General features: G+C 46.9%; 15 protein-coding genes and 1 pseudogene. 4 read left to right on the top strand and 12 right to left on the bottom strand.

What is annotated here, in order from left to right; all coding sequences use genetic code 11:
* Positions 1-80: 80 nt before the first annotated feature.
* Positions 81-419 carry a CdiI-like immunity protein gene (locus tag OKC24_RS10625; protein WP_130143766.1) on the bottom strand — a complete coding sequence of 113 codons (339 nt, stop codon included), beginning with the start codon at positions 417-419 and terminating at the stop codon, positions 81-83.
* Positions 420-561: 142 nt separating this feature from the next.
* Positions 562-2,751 (bottom strand): catalase/peroxidase HPI, encoded by a 2,190-nt coding sequence (katG, locus tag OKC24_RS10620; protein WP_265465043.1) that lies wholly within the window; start codon positions 2,749-2,751, stop codon positions 562-564.
* A 357-nt stretch (positions 2,752-3,108) separates the two neighbouring features.
* On the opposite strand from katG, the pseudogene OKC24_RS10615 reads away from it, so the two are divergent.
* Together OKC24_RS10615 and OKC24_RS10610 are read left to right on the top strand one after the other, a co-directional pair.
* Positions 3,109-3,317, top strand: a pseudogene (locus OKC24_RS10615) (DCC1-like thiol-disulfide oxidoreductase family protein); the annotation flags it as partial.
* A 3-nt stretch (positions 3,318-3,320) separates the two neighbouring features.
* Positions 3,321-3,491, top strand: coding sequence for a DoxX-like family protein (locus OKC24_RS10610; protein ID WP_286364036.1), 171 nt, complete (start codon positions 3,321-3,323; stop codon positions 3,489-3,491).
* Positions 3,492-3,652: 161 nt separating this feature from the next.
* On the opposite strand, the gene OKC24_RS10605 is transcribed toward OKC24_RS10610, so the two are convergent.
* The 9 genes from OKC24_RS10605 to hcaE form a co-directional block, all read right to left on the bottom strand.
* Entirely contained in the window at positions 3,653-4,708 is a 1,056-nt protein-coding gene (locus OKC24_RS10605) for an MBL fold metallo-hydrolase (RefSeq protein ID WP_265465046.1), read from the bottom strand.
* A 61-nt stretch (positions 4,709-4,769) separates the two neighbouring features.
* Positions 4,770-5,708 (bottom strand): cation diffusion facilitator family transporter, encoded by a 939-nt coding sequence (locus OKC24_RS10600; protein ID WP_130143862.1) that lies wholly within the window; start codon positions 5,706-5,708, stop codon positions 4,770-4,772.
* A gap of 325 nt (positions 5,709-6,033) precedes the next feature.
* Entirely contained in the window at positions 6,034-6,948 is a 915-nt protein-coding gene (locus OKC24_RS10595) for a DMT family transporter (protein WP_131276213.1), read from the bottom strand.
* A gap of 372 nt (positions 6,949-7,320) precedes the next feature.
* Positions 7,321-8,550 carry a 3-phenylpropionate/cinnamic acid dioxygenase ferredoxin--NAD(+) reductase subunit gene (gene hcaD / locus OKC24_RS10590; protein WP_130143769.1) on the bottom strand — a complete coding sequence of 410 codons (1,230 nt, stop codon included), beginning with the start codon at positions 8,548-8,550 and terminating at the stop codon, positions 7,321-7,323.
* 18 nt (positions 8,551-8,568) lie between these two features.
* A complete protein-coding gene (locus OKC24_RS10585; protein WP_130143770.1) occupies positions 8,569-9,531 on the bottom strand; it encodes a 3-carboxyethylcatechol 2,3-dioxygenase in 963 nt (320 codons plus the stop codon).
* 202 nt (positions 9,532-9,733) lie between these two features.
* A complete protein-coding gene (gene hcaB / locus OKC24_RS10580) occupies positions 9,734-10,549 on the bottom strand; it encodes a 3-phenylpropionate-dihydrodiol/cinnamic acid-dihydrodiol dehydrogenase (protein ID WP_130143771.1) in 816 nt (271 codons plus the stop codon).
* 2 nt (positions 10,550-10,551) lie between these two features.
* On the bottom strand, positions 10,552-10,878 hold the full coding sequence (gene hcaC, locus OKC24_RS10575) for a 3-phenylpropionate/cinnamic acid dioxygenase ferredoxin subunit (protein WP_130143772.1): 327 nt from the start codon (positions 10,876-10,878) through the stop codon (positions 10,552-10,554).
* Entirely contained in the window at positions 10,878-11,396 is a 519-nt protein-coding gene (gene hcaF / locus OKC24_RS10570; protein WP_131276214.1) for a 3-phenylpropionate/cinnamic acid dioxygenase subunit beta, read from the bottom strand. The genes hcaC and hcaF overlap by 1 nt, the downstream gene beginning before the upstream one ends.
* On the bottom strand, positions 11,393-12,760 hold the full coding sequence (gene hcaE / locus OKC24_RS10565) for a 3-phenylpropionate/cinnamic acid dioxygenase subunit alpha (protein WP_130143774.1): 1,368 nt from the start codon (positions 12,758-12,760) through the stop codon (positions 11,393-11,395). Before hcaE ends, hcaF begins: the two co-directional genes overlap by 4 nt.
* Before the next feature lie 280 nt (positions 12,761-13,040).
* Between hcaE and hcaR the strand changes: the two genes are divergently transcribed.
* Positions 13,041-13,946 (top strand): DNA-binding transcriptional regulator HcaR, encoded by a 906-nt coding sequence (hcaR, locus tag OKC24_RS10560; RefSeq protein WP_005007160.1) that lies wholly within the window; start codon positions 13,041-13,043, stop codon positions 13,944-13,946.
* Between the two features lie 304 nt (positions 13,947-14,250).
* Complete coding sequence (locus OKC24_RS10555) at positions 14,251-14,928, top strand: DUF1345 domain-containing protein (RefSeq protein ID WP_131276215.1); 678 nt, start codon at positions 14,251-14,253, stop codon at positions 14,926-14,928.
* A 73-nt stretch (positions 14,929-15,001) separates the two neighbouring features.
* Here OKC24_RS10555 and OKC24_RS10550 read toward each other — a convergent pair whose 3' ends face one another.
* Entirely contained in the window at positions 15,002-15,859 is an 858-nt protein-coding gene (locus OKC24_RS10550; RefSeq protein WP_005007156.1) for an alpha/beta fold hydrolase, read from the bottom strand.
* Between the last annotated feature and the right edge of the window lie 80 nt (positions 15,860-15,939).

Raw genomic sequence — 15,939 nt, 5'->3', positions numbered from 1 at the left:
TTATTGGTGAGAATATAGACACTTTAAATGGGTTCTAACATTTTAATTTCGTATAATCACCATTATGTTAAATAGACTAATTAAACATCCTCTGGGAGAGGCCAAGTAATATTATTATGAAATTGTTCATACCAGTAGTGTCTTATATATTCATCATATGCCCTATCAAAATGGTATACGAATAAATCTAATTCATTATTAAGTTCTATATCATATTTATATTTAGCTGACGCTAAATAACCTTGTATTTCATATAACTCATCAAATATTGGAGTTGCTGCTTCAAATTTTAATTGTTTAATTTTAACTATAAGATCTTTGATTTGCTTTTCATACATATATAATATTCTAGATATATCAATACTAGTATCTCTATGAATTATTAATTTTTGCTCGAATTCACTCCATGTATACATCATATTAAAGGTGATCCTTAATTAGTTTCCCTAAAATTAACACTATACACTTTATACGAAACCTAAACTTCTAAATTAAATAATATCAGCATCTTATGATCTATAAAAAACCGCTCTTTTGAGCGGTTTTTTATTTCAATGAAAACTACTTCACATCAAAACGGTCTGCGTTCATTACTTTCACCCAAGCCGCAACAAAGTCTTTTACAAACTTCTCTTTGTTGTCATCTTGTGCATACACTTCTGCATATGAACGTAAAATCGAGTTTGAGCCAAAGACTAAGTCTGCACGTGTCGCCGTCCATTTGGTTTCCCCCGAAGCACGGCTGACGATGTTGTACGAATTCTTGCCTGTTGGCTTCCAGTTGTACGCCATGTCAGTCAAGTTCACGAAGAAGTCATTGCTCAATGTTCCCACGTTGTCAGTGAACACACCGTGTTTCGAGTCGCCATAGTTCGCGCCAAGTACACGTAAACCGCCCACCAGCACCGTCATTTCAGGCGCCGTCAAACCAAGCAATTGCGCACGGTCAAGCAGCATTTCTTCAGGCTGTACCGCATAATCCGCTTTCACATAGTTGCGGAAACCGTCAGCTTTGGGTTCAAAGTCTTCAAATGAGTAAGCATCCGTTTGCTCTTGAGTGGCGTCACCGCGGCCAGCTGTAAATGGCACAGCAATATTGACGCCTGCTGCTTTCGCTGCCTGTTCGACGGCTGCTGTACCGCCCAGCACGATCAAATCGGCAATGCTGACTTTCTTGGTAAGACCCGCCTGAATTTCTTCAAGTTTTGCGAGTACTTTGGCTAAACGCGCAGGTTCATTGCCTTCCCAATCCTTTTGCGGCGCAAGGCGGATACGTGCGCCATTCGCGCCGCCGCGGTAGTCCGAACCGCGGAAGGTGCGCGCGCTGTCCCATGCTGTTGCAATAAGTTCAGCAGAAGATAGCCCGCTGGCTAAAAGTTTTGCTTTCAGTTCAGCGACTTCTGCATCGGTTAAGGTGTAATCAACAGCCGGAATTGGATCTTGCCAGATTAAATCTTCTGCAGGTACGTCTGCACCTAAGTAACGCGATTTTGGCCCCATGTCGCGGTGGGTTAATTTAAACCAACCACGAGCAAATGCATCATTTAATTGTTCAGGGTTATGGTAGAAACGCTCTGCAATTTTGCGGTATTCAGGGTCAAATTTCAGCGCCATATCGGCATCGGTCATCATCGGGTTGCGGCGGATATTCGGGTTGTGCGCATCAACAGGCTTGTCTTCCTCTTTGATGTTCACTGGTTCCCATTGTTTCGCGCCTGCCGGACTGAGCGTTTTTTCCCACTCATAAGTAAACAGCAAGTACAGGAATTCGTTATCCCACTTGGTTGGGTGCGTGGTCCATGCGCCTTCCAAGCCGCTGACCATGGTATTTGCACCATTGCCTGTGCCTTCCGGGTTGTGCCAGCCCAAGCCTTGGAATTCAACATCTGCGCTCTCCACATCTGCGCCCAAGTTTTCAGCTTTACCATTCCCGTGCGCTTTACCGACAGTATGGCCGCCAATCGTGAGCGCTACGGTTTCTTCGTCATCCATCCCCATGCGGTCAAAGGTCACACGCATATCCTGCGCGGTGCGAAGCGGGTCTTGCACACCATCCACACCTTCAGGATTGACATAAATCAAGCCCATCTGCACCGCAGCCAATGGGTTTTCTAGAGATGAGCGGTCTGCATCACTGGCATAGCGCTCTTTGGTTGGCGCAAGCCACTGGCGCTCTTCACCCCAGTAAATGTCCTTTTCCGGCGCCCAAATATCGGTACGTCCACCGCCAAAACCGAAGGTTTTTAAACCGGCAACGTCATACGCCACCGTACCGGCGAGTACAATCAAATCGCCCCAGGAAATTTTGTTGCCGTACTTGCGTTTAATCGGCCAAAGCAGGCGGCGGCCTTTATCAGTATTGACGTTATCCGGCCAGCTGTTGAGCGGCGCAAAACGCTGGTTGCCGGTATTGGCGCCGCCGCGGCCATCCTGCTTGCGGTATGAGCCCGCCAAGTGCCATGCGGTACGCACAAACATGCCAATGTAGCTGCCATAATCCGAAGGCCACCAGTCTTGGCTGCTGTTAATCAATTCACGCAGGTCTTGTTTAACCGCTTCCAGATCCAGTGATTTAAAGGCGGCTGCATAATCAAAGTCCGGATCCATTGGGTTAGTTTTTTTATCATGCTGAGAAAGAATATCGAGATTTAAAGCGTTGGGCCACCAGTCGGCATTACTTGTGCTGGCTACGCTGGTCTGCCCACCGGCTTGGTGAAATGGGCAACCGGATGCTTGCGAATTTTGTGTCATTGTAAGTCTCCAAAATAATTATGAAGTATTGTATTGAACCGTAAAATACATCTGCTGCTGATTAAGAACATATCTTGTTTTTGACCGAAGCCCAAGCAAATTTAACGAATCAGAACAATCGGTTTATTCAATTTAAAATATTAAAAATAAATGATTTTTTGTTTTTCAAAAAGTTATGACTTTACTTCTGAAGAAAATAGGCTGACCCGCGTTTTTGGAGGCTGATGGCTTCTCTGAATCCTGTTTTTCGAAAAATCCGATGCCCAGTGCCAGTCGCTGAAAAGCGAAGAAATCGGTATGGTTCATCGCCTCTTATTTTATCTGCTCGAAAATAAAAGCAAAAACGCATGGTGATCTATGCAATGCGATATTTCTCAGATTATTCAGCAGCACGATATTATTTTATTGGATGCCATTTGCGTGATTTGTAATGGCTGGGCTAAATTTTTAATTCAAAATGATCATCCAAAAAATTTAAACTTGCCTCTGTGCAATCTCCGCTTGGAGAAGCAATTTTAAAACACTATGGCATATCAACTGAGCATTACACCGCCGTGGCGGCATTATAGATTTATCAGGGACTAGTGCCTAAAATTTTATTTCAAGCCGCTGATAAGCTGCCCATTTGGCAACGGCAAGGCCTGGATGAAATCCAAGCCGCCATTGTGATGCAAATTACAGAGTGTGTTGAAATTGCATTTGGGCTGTTATTTCTCGTTTTGAAAAAGCGTCAACTTTAACATCTATTGAATATTATCGGCATGCTTGGCCTCAGCGCCCTGATCTTGGCGGCCGATCCCCATTGCTTCCGGCAGGCGTTTCATCCATTGGTAATGAACACTGCAATGGCATCGCTGTCTATCGCGGCCATTGCGCTCATCAAAGAACCTCAGCCATCGGCTTAAACCGTTAAGCGCTTGCCTTCGCGGATGCAGATAAATGGATTCATCAGCTTCGAAGATTTTTGACGCGCCTTCTGCAGGTCTTCTTCCGGCTGTTCACGGCTTTCATCCGTCAACTGGAAGGTACGGTAATGAATAGCCAATGAACATTTGGCATGCAGGTCTTTATGCGCCTGGAATGCTTCATCCGGATTCATATGCAGATAGCGCATCAATAAGCGCGGTTCATAGGCGCCTATCGGCAGTAGGGCAATCCGCGGTGCGCCATATTTGGCATAGATTTCTTTAAAATGAGGAGAATAGCCGGTATCACCGGCAAAAAAGCAGTGATCTGCGCCATTCAAGACAGAGAAGCCGCCCCAAAGCGCGCGGTTCTGATCACGCAGGCCACGGCCTGAGCCATGCTGAGCAGGCGTATAGACCAGCTTTAAATCCCCCAGCAGTGCAGATTGCCACCAGTCCAGCTCATAGACCTGAAAATGCTCAGGCAAGTAGTAACTATTGCCCAGCCCAGTATAAATAGGCATGGCAAACTGCTCATGCAGCCAGCTGAGGGTACTTAAATCCATATGGTCATAATGGTTATGGCTCAGCAGCACGGCATGAATATCCGGCAGCTCTTCCAAGGCAATTCCTGCAGGGCATGCGCGGCACGGCCCGCGGCCTTGGCTTGGGCCGGCATATTCCGCCCAGACAGGATCTGTCAGCAAGTTATAAGGGCCGATTTGAATCAGCACCGTTGCATGCCCGACAAACCAGACCTGCCAATCATCTATTTTGGCATTGGGGCGGTTTTGCGGCAGGGAACGCGACGCTTGCGCAAACTGCTGATATTCCTGCTTGCGGTCTACATTCCAAGTCGATGAGCGGCGCTTCAGCATCCACTTAATAAAATTAGACCGCTTATGGCTTTCCGGCGGCCGCAGCGCATTAAAAAAATGCTCGCCATTAAAATGCGCTGAGGCGAGAAACTCAAACATCGGCTGACGCCAAGTATGTGACCAGCACGCCTCTGCTGGCAATTGAAAATGCTTTTGTTCCGACTCGTGCTTCATGGACATTCAAAGTTCTTCAAAAAATTCTAGCAAACAAAATCAGCTGAATAGGCAGCTGAACTTAATCCAAACGGCCTTTCATCCGTTCCAGCCAAACCTGTTGAGATTGCGGTTTGACAAAGAGTGCCACAATTTCAGGATGAATCTGTTTAATTTGTGATTCAATCCGATTCACGCAGGACTCAATTTCATCGGCGCTTAAATGATCTTTAAATTCCAGGCTTAAAGATGCAATAACCTGATGCGCCCCCATCTGTTCTGTCAGTACGCCATTCGCAGACAGCACTGCCGGGTCCTTCTGCGCAATGTGCAGCACATCGTGCCGCAGCTGCGGATCAGCAGTCTCCCCCATCAGCAGGCCCTTGGTTTCACGGGCCAAAAGACATGCCGAAACAGCTAAAACCGCACCAATCATTACAGATGCTACACCATCCAGCACAGGCATATTCAATGCATGCGCCAAATAAACCCCAATGAAGGCGATAAATAAACCAATCAATGCCGCGGTATCTTCAAACAGCACCGTAAAAGCCGTTGGGTCTTTACTGCGCCGGAATGCTTCAAAATAGCCCAGCGCGCCTTTCGATTTTCGAAAGGCTTTTAAAGCGATAAACCATGATGCGCCTTCACAAATAATGGCAAAACCCAGCACTGCATAATTCACCATCGGGTTTTTAATTTCTTCTGGATAACGGATATGCTGCACTCCCTGATAAATGGATACTATTGCACCTAAGGCGAATACCAGCAAAGCGACAATAAATGCCCAGAAATACAATTCCCGCCCATAGCCGAAAGGATGCCTGGAGTTGGCCGGCTGCTGGGATTTTTTCATACCGTACAGCAGCAAAATTTCATTCAGGGTATCTACCACCGAATGAACCGCCTCACTCAGCATGGCAGAGCTGTTGGTGATGTAAGCAGCAATAAATTTGACCAAAGCTATCGCCAGATTCCCCAGCAATGCTGCATACACTACGGCTTTATTGGTACTCGACATTGCATGCTGTCCTAAAAAGTACGGCTTAAAATTATAATCATCAGCGGCGGCTTGTATTTCACTTGCTGGCGCGCTCCCGCTGTATTGCCCTATCTTAACCAAAGCATTGCTTGGCAAGGTTTATTTTTTGTTGTATTTCAATCTCTTTTTGCACATTTTCATAACGCAGGCGGGAGATTGTTTCAGCCTTAATGACTGTCTCCGCATTATGCAAGGTTCCATGTGGAACATGGATTTATCTGTCCGCAGGATAAGCGCCCTTCATCCGCTGGCTGGCAAATACGCATAAAAAAGAGAAGCCCTGCTTCCCTTTTTAGCTGAGTTTTCATTTTTTGGCTTTGGCAAAATATTGCATGCACCACTCTTTCCAAAAGTACATCACAATACCCAGCATCACCACAGCAATACCCGCGACTGCATTGGAACTAATGTGTTCATTATTCAGCGCCGCACCCAACACAAGGGCAATAATAGGCGTCATCACATTGCTTAAAGATACCGTAGACGCCGCCAAACGCTTGATCAGCCAGAAGTAGCACAGCATCGCCACAATAGACGACAAAATCATGGTAAACAAGAAGCCAATGATGGCATTCGTGCTGGGCATCTGTGTTGGAAAATGCTGCCAAATAAATGGCATCAGCAGCAATGAACCCAGTGCTGACACCATAAGCGAACCTGTGGCCTGCGACATCGGCTTCAGCGGGGCATTGATCTGCTTGACCCAGAAAATACTGCTGATATAGGACACCATGCTGATCAGCATCAGCACAACGCCCCACGGGTTGACTTTGCTGTCAGCAGAAGCAATAAAGACAAAGCTTAGACCGCTGACCGCAATGGCCATGCCCAGCCATTGCACTCCAACCAGCTTTTGAGTTTTTAAAATCACATGGCCAATCAAGCCCGCGATCAACGGTGAAAAACCAAAAATCAGCGCCATTAAGCCTGATGTTAAATAATTGGCTGCCAGATAAATAAACAGCTGCGCGCCAATTAAATTCAGGCTGCCTGCGATATAGCTTTGCACCGATACTTTGTCAAAAGGCAGCGGGCCGCGCATCAGCTTCAATACCAACAGTGCAATCACACATGCCCCAAAATAGCGGATGATCAGCACCCACATGGGATGCACTTCCGCCACACTCCAGACGATCGCCAGCGGCGTCGCGGCCCAAATCAGCACCAAAAGCGCATAAATACTAGCCGTCACGAATATTGGCGTTGAGTTTGAGTTCATAAATGGTTCTTTCGCGATATAAATTCAGAAAAGCGACTGCAAATAAATTCCACCCGAAATCTATTTCACGAGGCGGCATGGATGCCGCCTCAGTGCAAGGAGATAAGACTACTCATAAATGATCAATAATCTCCCTTAACCCTTCTTTAAAAAAAGGGGGAAACAATCCAAACGAAATCTGCACTTCGCAAAGACAACTCCCTCCTTTGAAAAAGGAGGGTTGGGGAGGATTAAAATCACTGTTTAACAGATCAACATTCGCTTTAGCTGCATCCATTAAATGCAACAAATGCTGTATGCCTGCGTTGATATAAAACAGACATAAAAAAGCAGACCCGCGTTGCCGGAGGTCTGCCCTCTTGCAAACTCAGATTACTTCACCAGCTTGCGAAGCTCTTGGCCCAAATCTAAATATTTGTCTGCTTCAAAGGCTGCATTTTTGCTGATCAATTTTTTCAAATGACGCATTTCTTTGGCTGCGTTGACCGTGATGCCGCCAACGACCGCACCATCCGTCACACCGAATAAAACGAACGATGATTCCGCACGTTGTTCAGGAGCAATTTCACCGCGGACAATCCATTCAGCCGCCGCCATATCACCAACAAATTGATAGTTGATCTCAAGCTGATCCGTCCAGAACCACGCTGGGTTTGGCGTAGGATGCTCAGCGCCCATCACATGGCGCGCAAAGATGCCCGCTTGAAGATTGGCATTTTCCCACGTTTCCACGCGGCGGTGGTTGCCGCAGTCACGCAGTTGCGTTGCTACATCGCCTGCTGCATAGATGTCTGCATTTGAAGTTTGGCAGTTGTCGTTGACTTTAATGGCAACATCAACGCCCAAGCCAGCCTCAACAGCCAGCTGTGCATTTGGCACAATACCGATGCCGTAAACCACTGCATCTGCACGCAATTCTTCGCCGTCACCTAAAGTCATAACAATTTCTTCGCCATCCAGCTTGCAGTCTGCAATAGAAGTTGAAAGACGAACATCTACGCCAGCTAAGCGCTGCTGTTCAAGCAAAAACTCGCTCAAAATGCGTGGAGATGAGCGGCCCATGACCATTGGACCCATTTCAATCACAGTCACTTGGCATTCTTTGAAGCGCGCGCTAGAAGCAAGCTCAAGGCCAATCACACCGCCGCCGATCAAAATAATGCGTTGACCTGCCTGCAATACAGGAACTAAAGCTTGTGAATCTTCAAGATTGCGCAAGGTGTACACATGTTTGCCCAAAGCATCGAAGTTTGGCAAACGGCGCGCTGCACCGCCTGTGGCAAGCAGCAATTTGTCATAAGCAACAGCATCACCGTTTTGAAGTTCAACCGTTTTCGCATCCGCATTGATTTTCACCACGCCGTTGCCGCGAATGGTTTCCACCCCAAGTTCTGCCAGTTTTTGTTCGGACAGAATTTCTATCTTGGTTTCTTCAGGCTTCAAAATCACATCTTTAGAGAGCGGCGGACGTTCATACGGAAGATGCGCCTCATCACCGATTAAGATGATTTTTCCTGCGTATTTGTTGCCGCGAAGCTCTAAAATTGCACTTGCGCCTGCTTGACCCGCACCTACAATGACGATGGTTTCGATGTTGCTCATGTGCTTAAACTCTTACAATTATTTCAATTCAGCAGATACGATGCCAAAGCCCGCAATCCACTCGCTAATATCTTCGTAGCAATGCGTTGTCATTTCATACTCGCCGACTTCATGCAATGCAGCAAACGCCGCCATCCACGAACGCACTTCTTGACCGCCGCGTCCGCCGTCACGGCGGATTTCATCTTCTGTCATCGCTTCAATGGCTGCAAAGTCTGCTTTAGCAAAAGTCTGCAGCAGTGCGCGGTCCCACTCAGGGTTCAACGGCACAGCAACAGACGTATCACCTGCAGCCAATTTTTGACCCACTGCAATAATCTTGCCTTGACGTGTGTTACGTGCTTCTTCAGTCGGGTTACGACCCGCAATCAGGAACTCTTCCACGTCTGGAGGAACTGAGCCCATTTGTGGGGTTGGTGGATCATGAGAAAGGCCGCCTGTACCCAATACAAGTACGCGTTCATTTTCCAAATTCAATGATCTGATGAACTGCCCCACGGCACGGCCCAAAGCAATAGTGCGCTTAGTTGTAGGCATCGGCGCAGCTGCGCCATTAATAAAAATAGGCACAGTTGGGTAACGGTCCAAATGACCGCCGCATAAGAAATGCAAAGGCTGAGTCACGCCATGGTCCGCCTGCATACGGTATGAGTATGCGACATCGACACCTTCATCCAACACACGACGTACTAAATTAATAGCGGTTTCTTCAGGCACATTAATGTGGTCATTGTCTTTGCCGTAGTCCCAGTCGCCTGCGGCTTTGGCACGAATACCCACACAAAAAGAAGGCATTAAGTCATAGAAGAAACCATTAAAATGGTCTGGACCAAAAGTGATGATCAATGTTGGATTATAGTCTTCAACTTCTTTAGCAAGTTTGGCAAAAGTCTCACGGACTTTGTCTTCTTTGTATTTCTCTTGCGGAGAAGCGAATTCCATTAATGGGCTGTGCGATGCACAAATGAGTTTAACGGCCATGAGAGACTCCAGAACGGAAGGTCGATCCTTGAAAAGGTCATTAATCTGATTTCCCCCTGTCCTCCTGACTCATCAGAAGGAAGGCTGCGAACCTTTAGAAGATTCTATCAAGCCCATATCCTCTCTATGCTTAGAGGGATTAGGGGGACTGATATAACTACAGTGATTTAATGACAAGCAAGCAATCTGTAGAAAGCGGATTTTATTCGTCAAAGAAACCCGCACGCGGCTGACGCAAACCGCGAATGCCTAGACCGCATTCAGCGTTAATTAAAACGCCAGTCAAAGGACGGTTATTTTGACGAGAAGCCAAGAGCACGTATGAACCGGTCATCTCTTCCGGCTCAGGCAGGAAGTTCAGCGGCATGCCGCGCGCAATTTTCTCAGGGTCGCGTGCATCCAGCAGGCCAAGATTTTCCTGGCCCAAAGACGCAGCGCCTTTGATATTCACATTCATACCTGACGGCGCAACAGCATTCACTCGTACTTTAGGCGCAAGCTCATAGGCTAATTCTTTCATCACACCGACACCAGCATGCTTAGACGCTGTGTATACAGGGCCTCCGCCAGCAGAGTACAGTGCCGAATTAGACAAAGTAAATATGATAGAACCTTCAGAAGCTATCAATGCGTCCAATGCAGCTTTCGCGCCTAAGATCAGTGACTTGGTATTAATGCCCATGATTTCATCAAAGGCTTTTTCCAATTGCTCGCCAGACGTGTTGACGATATCTGCGTAATGATCCCAAATTCCAGCATTGCCCACAAAACAGTCCAGCTTGCCAAAACGTTCCAGCGTTGCATTTACAGCGCGGACATTGTCTTCATAGCTGGCTACATCGCCTTCGATCGCAAGAACTTTACCGCCAAAGTGTTCATTTAATGCGTCCACTTTTGCTTTAGAACGCTGAAGCACCGCAACTTGCGCGCCTTCTTCTAAAAAGCGTTCAACCAGCGCCCAGCCTAAGCCAGAACCGCCGCCAGTAATTAGCGCAACTTCGCCTTGCAGCCAACCCATGATTACTCTCCTGCCATCTCAACAAATAACTGTCCGTCTTCCAAAATCACTGGGAAAGTTTTAATTGGATCAGTTGCTGGCAAGCAAAGCGCTTCGCCAGTTTTTAAACAGAAACGCGCTGAATGCAATGGGCATTCAACTGTGCCGTCGTCTTCAAGGTAGCCTTCAGACATAGACGCGTTGCCGTGTGAGCAGCGGTCATTCATTGCAAAGAACTCACCGCCGTTGTTGAATACTGCAAGCGCTTCAATGCCATTGACGCCGCAGTCCACTTTCAATGCTTCACCTTCGTCTAAGTCATCAACTTGGCAAACAAAAATCTTATTCATTAGAAGAACACGCTCAGGTTGTGTGAGTTATAAGTCACTTGATCTAGGATGATCTTACGGTTAAAGATCTGGAAACCTAGCTCAGAATCAACTTTACGAAGTTTGTCGTGACGCTTGCCGCAATAGATAGTGACATCTTTCTCTTTTTGAGTACGGTACAGCAAATAAGTGACATAAACGTCATACTCGCCTTCCACTTCCGACGCTTCAACAATCACATTTGAAACCATGTGCGTTGTGCGAGACGGAGGCTCTTCTGCCCATGCCATACCTGTTTCAAGTCGGGCAACACGGCGTTCTAAAAGATCTTTCGTGTCGTTGAACACCCAAGTTGTAGGCGGTTCAACTGAACGGCGGCGGTCACGCGTTTGAGCGTTTGGTGTTGTACGCAGCGTATAAGAAATATCTTCTGCCAGTGTATCTAGCCAATCTCGGAACTTCCAATCGTCAAGCAATTTTGCTTCGCGATACAGGAACTGACTGATTTGATGCTGAAGTTCTAAACTGATCTGACTCATTTCATAAGCTCCTTCTCGTATTCGTCAGCGGCTTTTTCCACGTCTTCCCATTTTTCATGGATCAATAAGTCTGCCCAGCGGCGATACATGCCGCGTGCTGCAGTTTCAGAGAAAATATAGTTGGTGATGCCCGGAATGCCGTCTTCACGCACTTTCTCGTTGCCTTTACCCATTTCCATAATCAGCTGGTTCTTACGCGCTTTATAGCCGCGCAGCACTTTTTGGATTTCAATCCAGTTCTCAGAGTCATCTTGCTCAAGGAAACCAGCTGGACCAAAGGCACGCGTTGCAGAGCGTTCAAATGCTTCTTTCACTTCTTGCGATGCTTCAGCGTCGGCAATACAGAATGCCCACACTTCAGTTTTATTTGGACCGCGCGGGTGCCATACGCGAAGTGTTGCAGTGCCGTTCAGCCAAGACAATGTCGGGAACATGGTGTTGTGGCCAGCAAGACGCAAGGCGCGTACTTCACCTAGACGCTCTTTCACTTCGTCAAACGTTTCACGGAAGTAGTTGGCTACTTCGCCATCCACCCATACGTTTGCATCCGGTTTTTCGGTGAAGAAGAAGCCTGAACCGTGACCGCGTGAACCGTACTGGATCGCGTCTTTCGCCGTTTCCCAAACTGGGCGGGCAGTTTGCGCAGCGCCAAGTTTTTTCGATGATTCATCATCCGGCTTCGCGCCTAAGACTTGAATGGCAGAAGCATGCGAGAACAGGGCGTGATATTGGTCAGACGCAAACTGTTCCGCTGCAAATTTCCAGTTGCACTCGATTTCCCATTTGTGCACGCCGCCGATGATTTCAGTGCCGCCCGGACGGCGGTCTAAAACGCCGTCTAAATACCAAGCGATGTCGCCCATGTATTCTTCCAGATCTGGCGTGGTTTCATCCCAGCAGCCGAAGATTAAGCCTTTATAAGACTTAACACGGTTCACTTCAACCAGACCCCATTGCTCTTTGCATGCGCCTTGCGGGAAAGCGCGCTCTTCAAGCGGGATGTCTTTTAAAGAACCGTCAATACCGTAAGACCAGCCATGATACGGACAAGTGAACGCGCGGGTATTGCCGCAGTCTGCGAAGCTCACACGCATAGAACGGTGGCGGCATTGGTTTAAGAATGCTTTGATTGAGCCGTCTTTTTGACGCGCCACGATGATTGGATCTTCACCCATATACGTGTTGAAGAAATCACCCGCTTTAGGAATTTGGCTTTCATGGCAAAGGAATAGCCAAGTACGGCCGAACACACGTTCAAGCTCTAATTCATATAGATCCGGGTCGGTATAGATGGATGGCGAGATACGTCCATTTTGCGCATCAACTAAAGCGTCGATTTCGCGCACATCAATTTTTCCACTCATGAAAGCTCTCCTGCGACAACCGTGGGGTCACAAACAAATAGACTCAACTTTTCAACGATGATGGATTTTTGATGGGTTTTGGTGAAATATTTTTTTTGTTTCAATTAATAGGTTTAAGAACTTATTAATATAGCTATTGCTTATATTAAAACACCCGCATCAGCGCGCAGGCCATTTATTTCCTAAATGGCAAAATCATCTTCACGCCATAGTTGTTTATAGATTATACTGCCCCTAACTCATAGTAAGACATTTTTTGGATTACTCCTAGGCAGAATATATGGAATTACGACACCTACGCTACTTCATTACAGTTGCTGAAGAACTCAATTTCAGCAAAGCTGCGCTCAAACTTTATACCGCCCAGCCCTCTCTCAGTCAGCAAATTAAAGATCTTGAGGAAGATGTGGGCGTCAAATTACTGCACCGCACAAAACGTAAAGTGGAACTCACCGAAGAAGGTGCTGTATTTCTGGAGCAGGCGCGCTTAACCATCGCACAGGCCAACAAAGCCATTGCCATGGCGCGTCAGGTCTCTCAGGCCAAGCAGCAGATGCTGCGCATTGGTTTTGTTCCGGTGGCGGAAATGAAAATCTTCCCCTATGTCTTGCCGAACTTGCGGGTGCAGAATCCAGACCTGAAAATTGAATTGCTCAGCCTGAATAATGTTGAGCAGATGAAACTGCTGAAAAAAGGCGAATTGGACGTCACTTTTACCCGCCATAACTTCCACAACGACGAAATTGAAAGCCAATTTGTGCTGCGTGAACCGCTAATTTTTCTGTTGCCTAAAGACCATCCGCTGGCAAAATACGAACGAATTCCAGTTAAGGCGTTGAATGGCATAGATTTTATCATTCCAGCTGCCGAGCAGTCCTTGACGCTGCATACGGCTATTCTAGACTTTGCCAAAGCCAACAATATTGAATTCAATATTGTGCAGAAAGCCGACAACATTCTGTTCAATATCAACTCGATTGGCATGGGCCTAGGCTGTACGATTCTGCCGGGCTACATTGCCCCGCTGACCATGAGCAATACCGTCATCCGCCCGCTGGATATTGAATTGCCCTATCTTGACCTGTATGTCAGTTACCGCAAAAACAGCTCATCGGCGGCAGTGCAGAAATTTATTGAACTGCTGACCAAGGTATTTTATTTAAATATCGCCCGTGAACAGAGCTGAATTTTCCAGCACAGCTTCAAATATAAAAGCGCCATTATTCATTGTAAAAATAATGGCGCTTTTTTTAGGCTGAAATCGCCTGTTTTTCAGCCGCACTCGACTTAAGTCTTACACGATTTATCAATCAGCAGCGCAAGCTTCATGGAAAATAACTTATAAATTTTAGTTGATAGATTCATAAATTATTTAATTTCCCTGCAAATTACAACTTAAGTCTAATAAGAACCGGCTATTCAGTTTAGAGTATGCTGAGTTGTCATCTAAAAACTTATCTTATTGATAAAAAAAGAATAAAGGAATTCTGATGAAGCTTCAGCCATTTTTCAGCCTCAGAGCCGGCGTGCTGTACCGCCCTTATTTCTTTGTGTCCTTTTTATTGACCCTGATCCTGTATGGCGCGCTGCGTTACTGCACTGCATGGCAATGGTCAACCTGCCTGCTCATCAGCTGGAATATCGCAGTTTCAAGCTATCTGATCTTTACCATGAAGCGGCTCTGGCATGCCGATCACACCCAGATTTTACAACGCGCACAGCAGCAGGACGCCAGCAAATGGCTGATTCTGTTTTTAGTGTTTTTGACTTTGGTGATGTGCTTTATTGCGATCGTGGTTGAAGTCAATCATGTGCCGCAGGATCAACACATCCGCCTTTCGCATTTGGCGCTCTCTGTCATTACCATTCTCTGCGCATGGCTGTTTATGCACACGGTCTTTGCAATTCATTATGCGCATGACTTTTACTTGGCTTTGGCCGAATCTCAAGACGGCGGCCTGGATTTCCCCAAGACACCGCAGCCCAGCTATCCTGACTTTTTATATTTCAGCTATGTGATTGGCACCTCTGCGCAAACAGCAGATGTTGCGATTACCTCCCAGCCCACGCGGGTGCTGAACATGCTGCATATTCTGCTGGCTTACAGCTTCAATACCACCATATTGGCCATCTGCATTAATGTCGCCGCCAGCTTCATTCAGCCTTAAATGCTCTAGGCAAAAGAAAAAAGGATGGCTTTTCGCCATCCTTTTTGCGTCATTCCAGCTGAAATTCAGAGGATTACACGCCGCGCGCAGTTAAATAATCTTTAATCACGGTGTTGAATTCTTCCGCTTTTTCAACTTGAGACCAGTGGCCGCATTGGCTGAAAATATGCGCATCCGCATTTGGCACCACATTTAAAATGTCCCAAGTGCGCGAAACAGGAATCACCACATCTTGCGTTCCGTGAATCAGAAGTACAGGCACCGTGATGTCTTTCATTTTGTCGAAATCTAACGGAAATTCAAAACGGTCACGGTCACGCGCGCCTACAACGTCCATTAAACGGTTAGAAGCATAGTCATTGGCAGCAGATGCAAAACGGACTTTAACCAATTCATCGGTGATCAGGTCTTTATTCACCACAAACATAGAAAGCGTTTTTTTAATGCCTTCTTCTGTTAATACCGGATTCGCATGCGCTTTCAGTGCAGCCGTTTGAACTGCGCCGCCTGTGCCCATAGAGACGATGCCCAAAATGCGCTCAGGGTAATCAATCGCCATTTGGAAAGCCAGCCAGCCGCCCAGTGAGTTGCCGACTAACCAGGTTTTTTCAATGCCCAGCGCATCTAAAGTACGCACCGCATGGTCAACCCACGCGCGGATGCCGTAAGCGGTATTTGGCGCAACCACCGTTTGGCCGTAGCCGATAGTATCAATCGCGATACAGCGCGCCTGCTCGCCGATTTGCGGCAAGTTCAGCCACCAGTTTGCCGCTGCAGATACGCCAGTACCCGAACCGTGCAAAAACAGGATTGGCGTTCCTTCACCAATTTCGTGATAGTGAGTCAACTCACCCTCAGCCGTTTCAATCCATTTATCTTCTAATCCGAAGAATGAATCCGTTGTGTAGTCAGGGATTTGAACTGTGCTCATACATACTCCTCGTACAGCGTAAGCGCCTGCGTTTCAATCTTTTTTGCCGATTTAAACGCCTAGTGGATTAAAGTTTTAGA

The sequence above is a fragment of the Acinetobacter entericus genome (assembly GCF_026168575.1).
Lineage (GTDB): Bacteria > Pseudomonadota > Gammaproteobacteria > Pseudomonadales > Moraxellaceae > Acinetobacter > Acinetobacter bouvetii.
This window is presented reverse-complemented; position numbering and strand designations above follow the sequence as displayed.

What these genes read in the sequence shown, in the direction of transcription:
- OKC24_RS10625 (WP_130143766.1), bottom strand. Translation starts at nt 419, where the DNA reads ATGATGTATACATGGAGTGAATTCGAGCAAAAATTAATAATTCATAGA.
- katG (WP_265465043.1), bottom strand. Translation starts at nt 2,751, where the DNA reads ATGACACAAAATTCGCAAGCATCCGGTTGCCCATTTCACCAAGCCGGT.
- OKC24_RS10605 (WP_265465046.1), bottom strand. Translation starts at nt 4,708, where the DNA reads ATGAAGCACGAGTCGGAACAAAAGCATTTTCAATTGCCAGCAGAGGCG.
- OKC24_RS10600 (WP_130143862.1), bottom strand. Translation starts at nt 5,708, where the DNA reads ATGTCGAGTACCAATAAAGCCGTAGTGTATGCAGCATTGCTGGGGAAT.
- OKC24_RS10595 (WP_131276213.1), bottom strand. Translation starts at nt 6,948, where the DNA reads ATGAACTCAAACTCAACGCCAATATTCGTGACGGCTAGTATTTATGCG.
- hcaD (WP_130143769.1), bottom strand. Translation starts at nt 8,550, where the DNA reads ATGAGCAACATCGAAACCATCGTCATTGTAGGTGCGGGTCAAGCAGGC.
- OKC24_RS10585 (WP_130143770.1), bottom strand. Translation starts at nt 9,531, where the DNA reads ATGGCCGTTAAACTCATTTGTGCATCGCACAGCCCATTAATGGAATTC.
- hcaB (WP_130143771.1), bottom strand. Translation starts at nt 10,549, where the DNA reads ATGGGTTGGCTGCAAGGCGAAGTTGCGCTAATTACTGGCGGCGGTTCT.
- hcaC (WP_130143772.1), bottom strand. Translation starts at nt 10,878, where the DNA reads ATGAATAAGATTTTTGTTTGCCAAGTTGATGACTTAGACGAAGGTGAA.
- hcaF (WP_131276214.1), bottom strand. Translation starts at nt 11,396, where the DNA reads ATGAGTCAGATCAGTTTAGAACTTCAGCATCAAATCAGTCAGTTCCTG.
- hcaE (WP_130143774.1), bottom strand. Translation starts at nt 12,760, where the DNA reads ATGAGTGGAAAAATTGATGTGCGCGAAATCGACGCTTTAGTTGATGCG.
- hcaR (WP_005007160.1), top strand. Translation starts at nt 13,041, where the DNA reads ATGGAATTACGACACCTACGCTACTTCATTACAGTTGCTGAAGAACTC.
- OKC24_RS10555 (WP_131276215.1), top strand. Translation starts at nt 14,251, where the DNA reads ATGAAGCTTCAGCCATTTTTCAGCCTCAGAGCCGGCGTGCTGTACCGC.
- OKC24_RS10550 (WP_005007156.1), bottom strand. Translation starts at nt 15,859, where the DNA reads ATGAGCACAGTTCAAATCCCTGACTACACAACGGATTCATTCTTCGGA.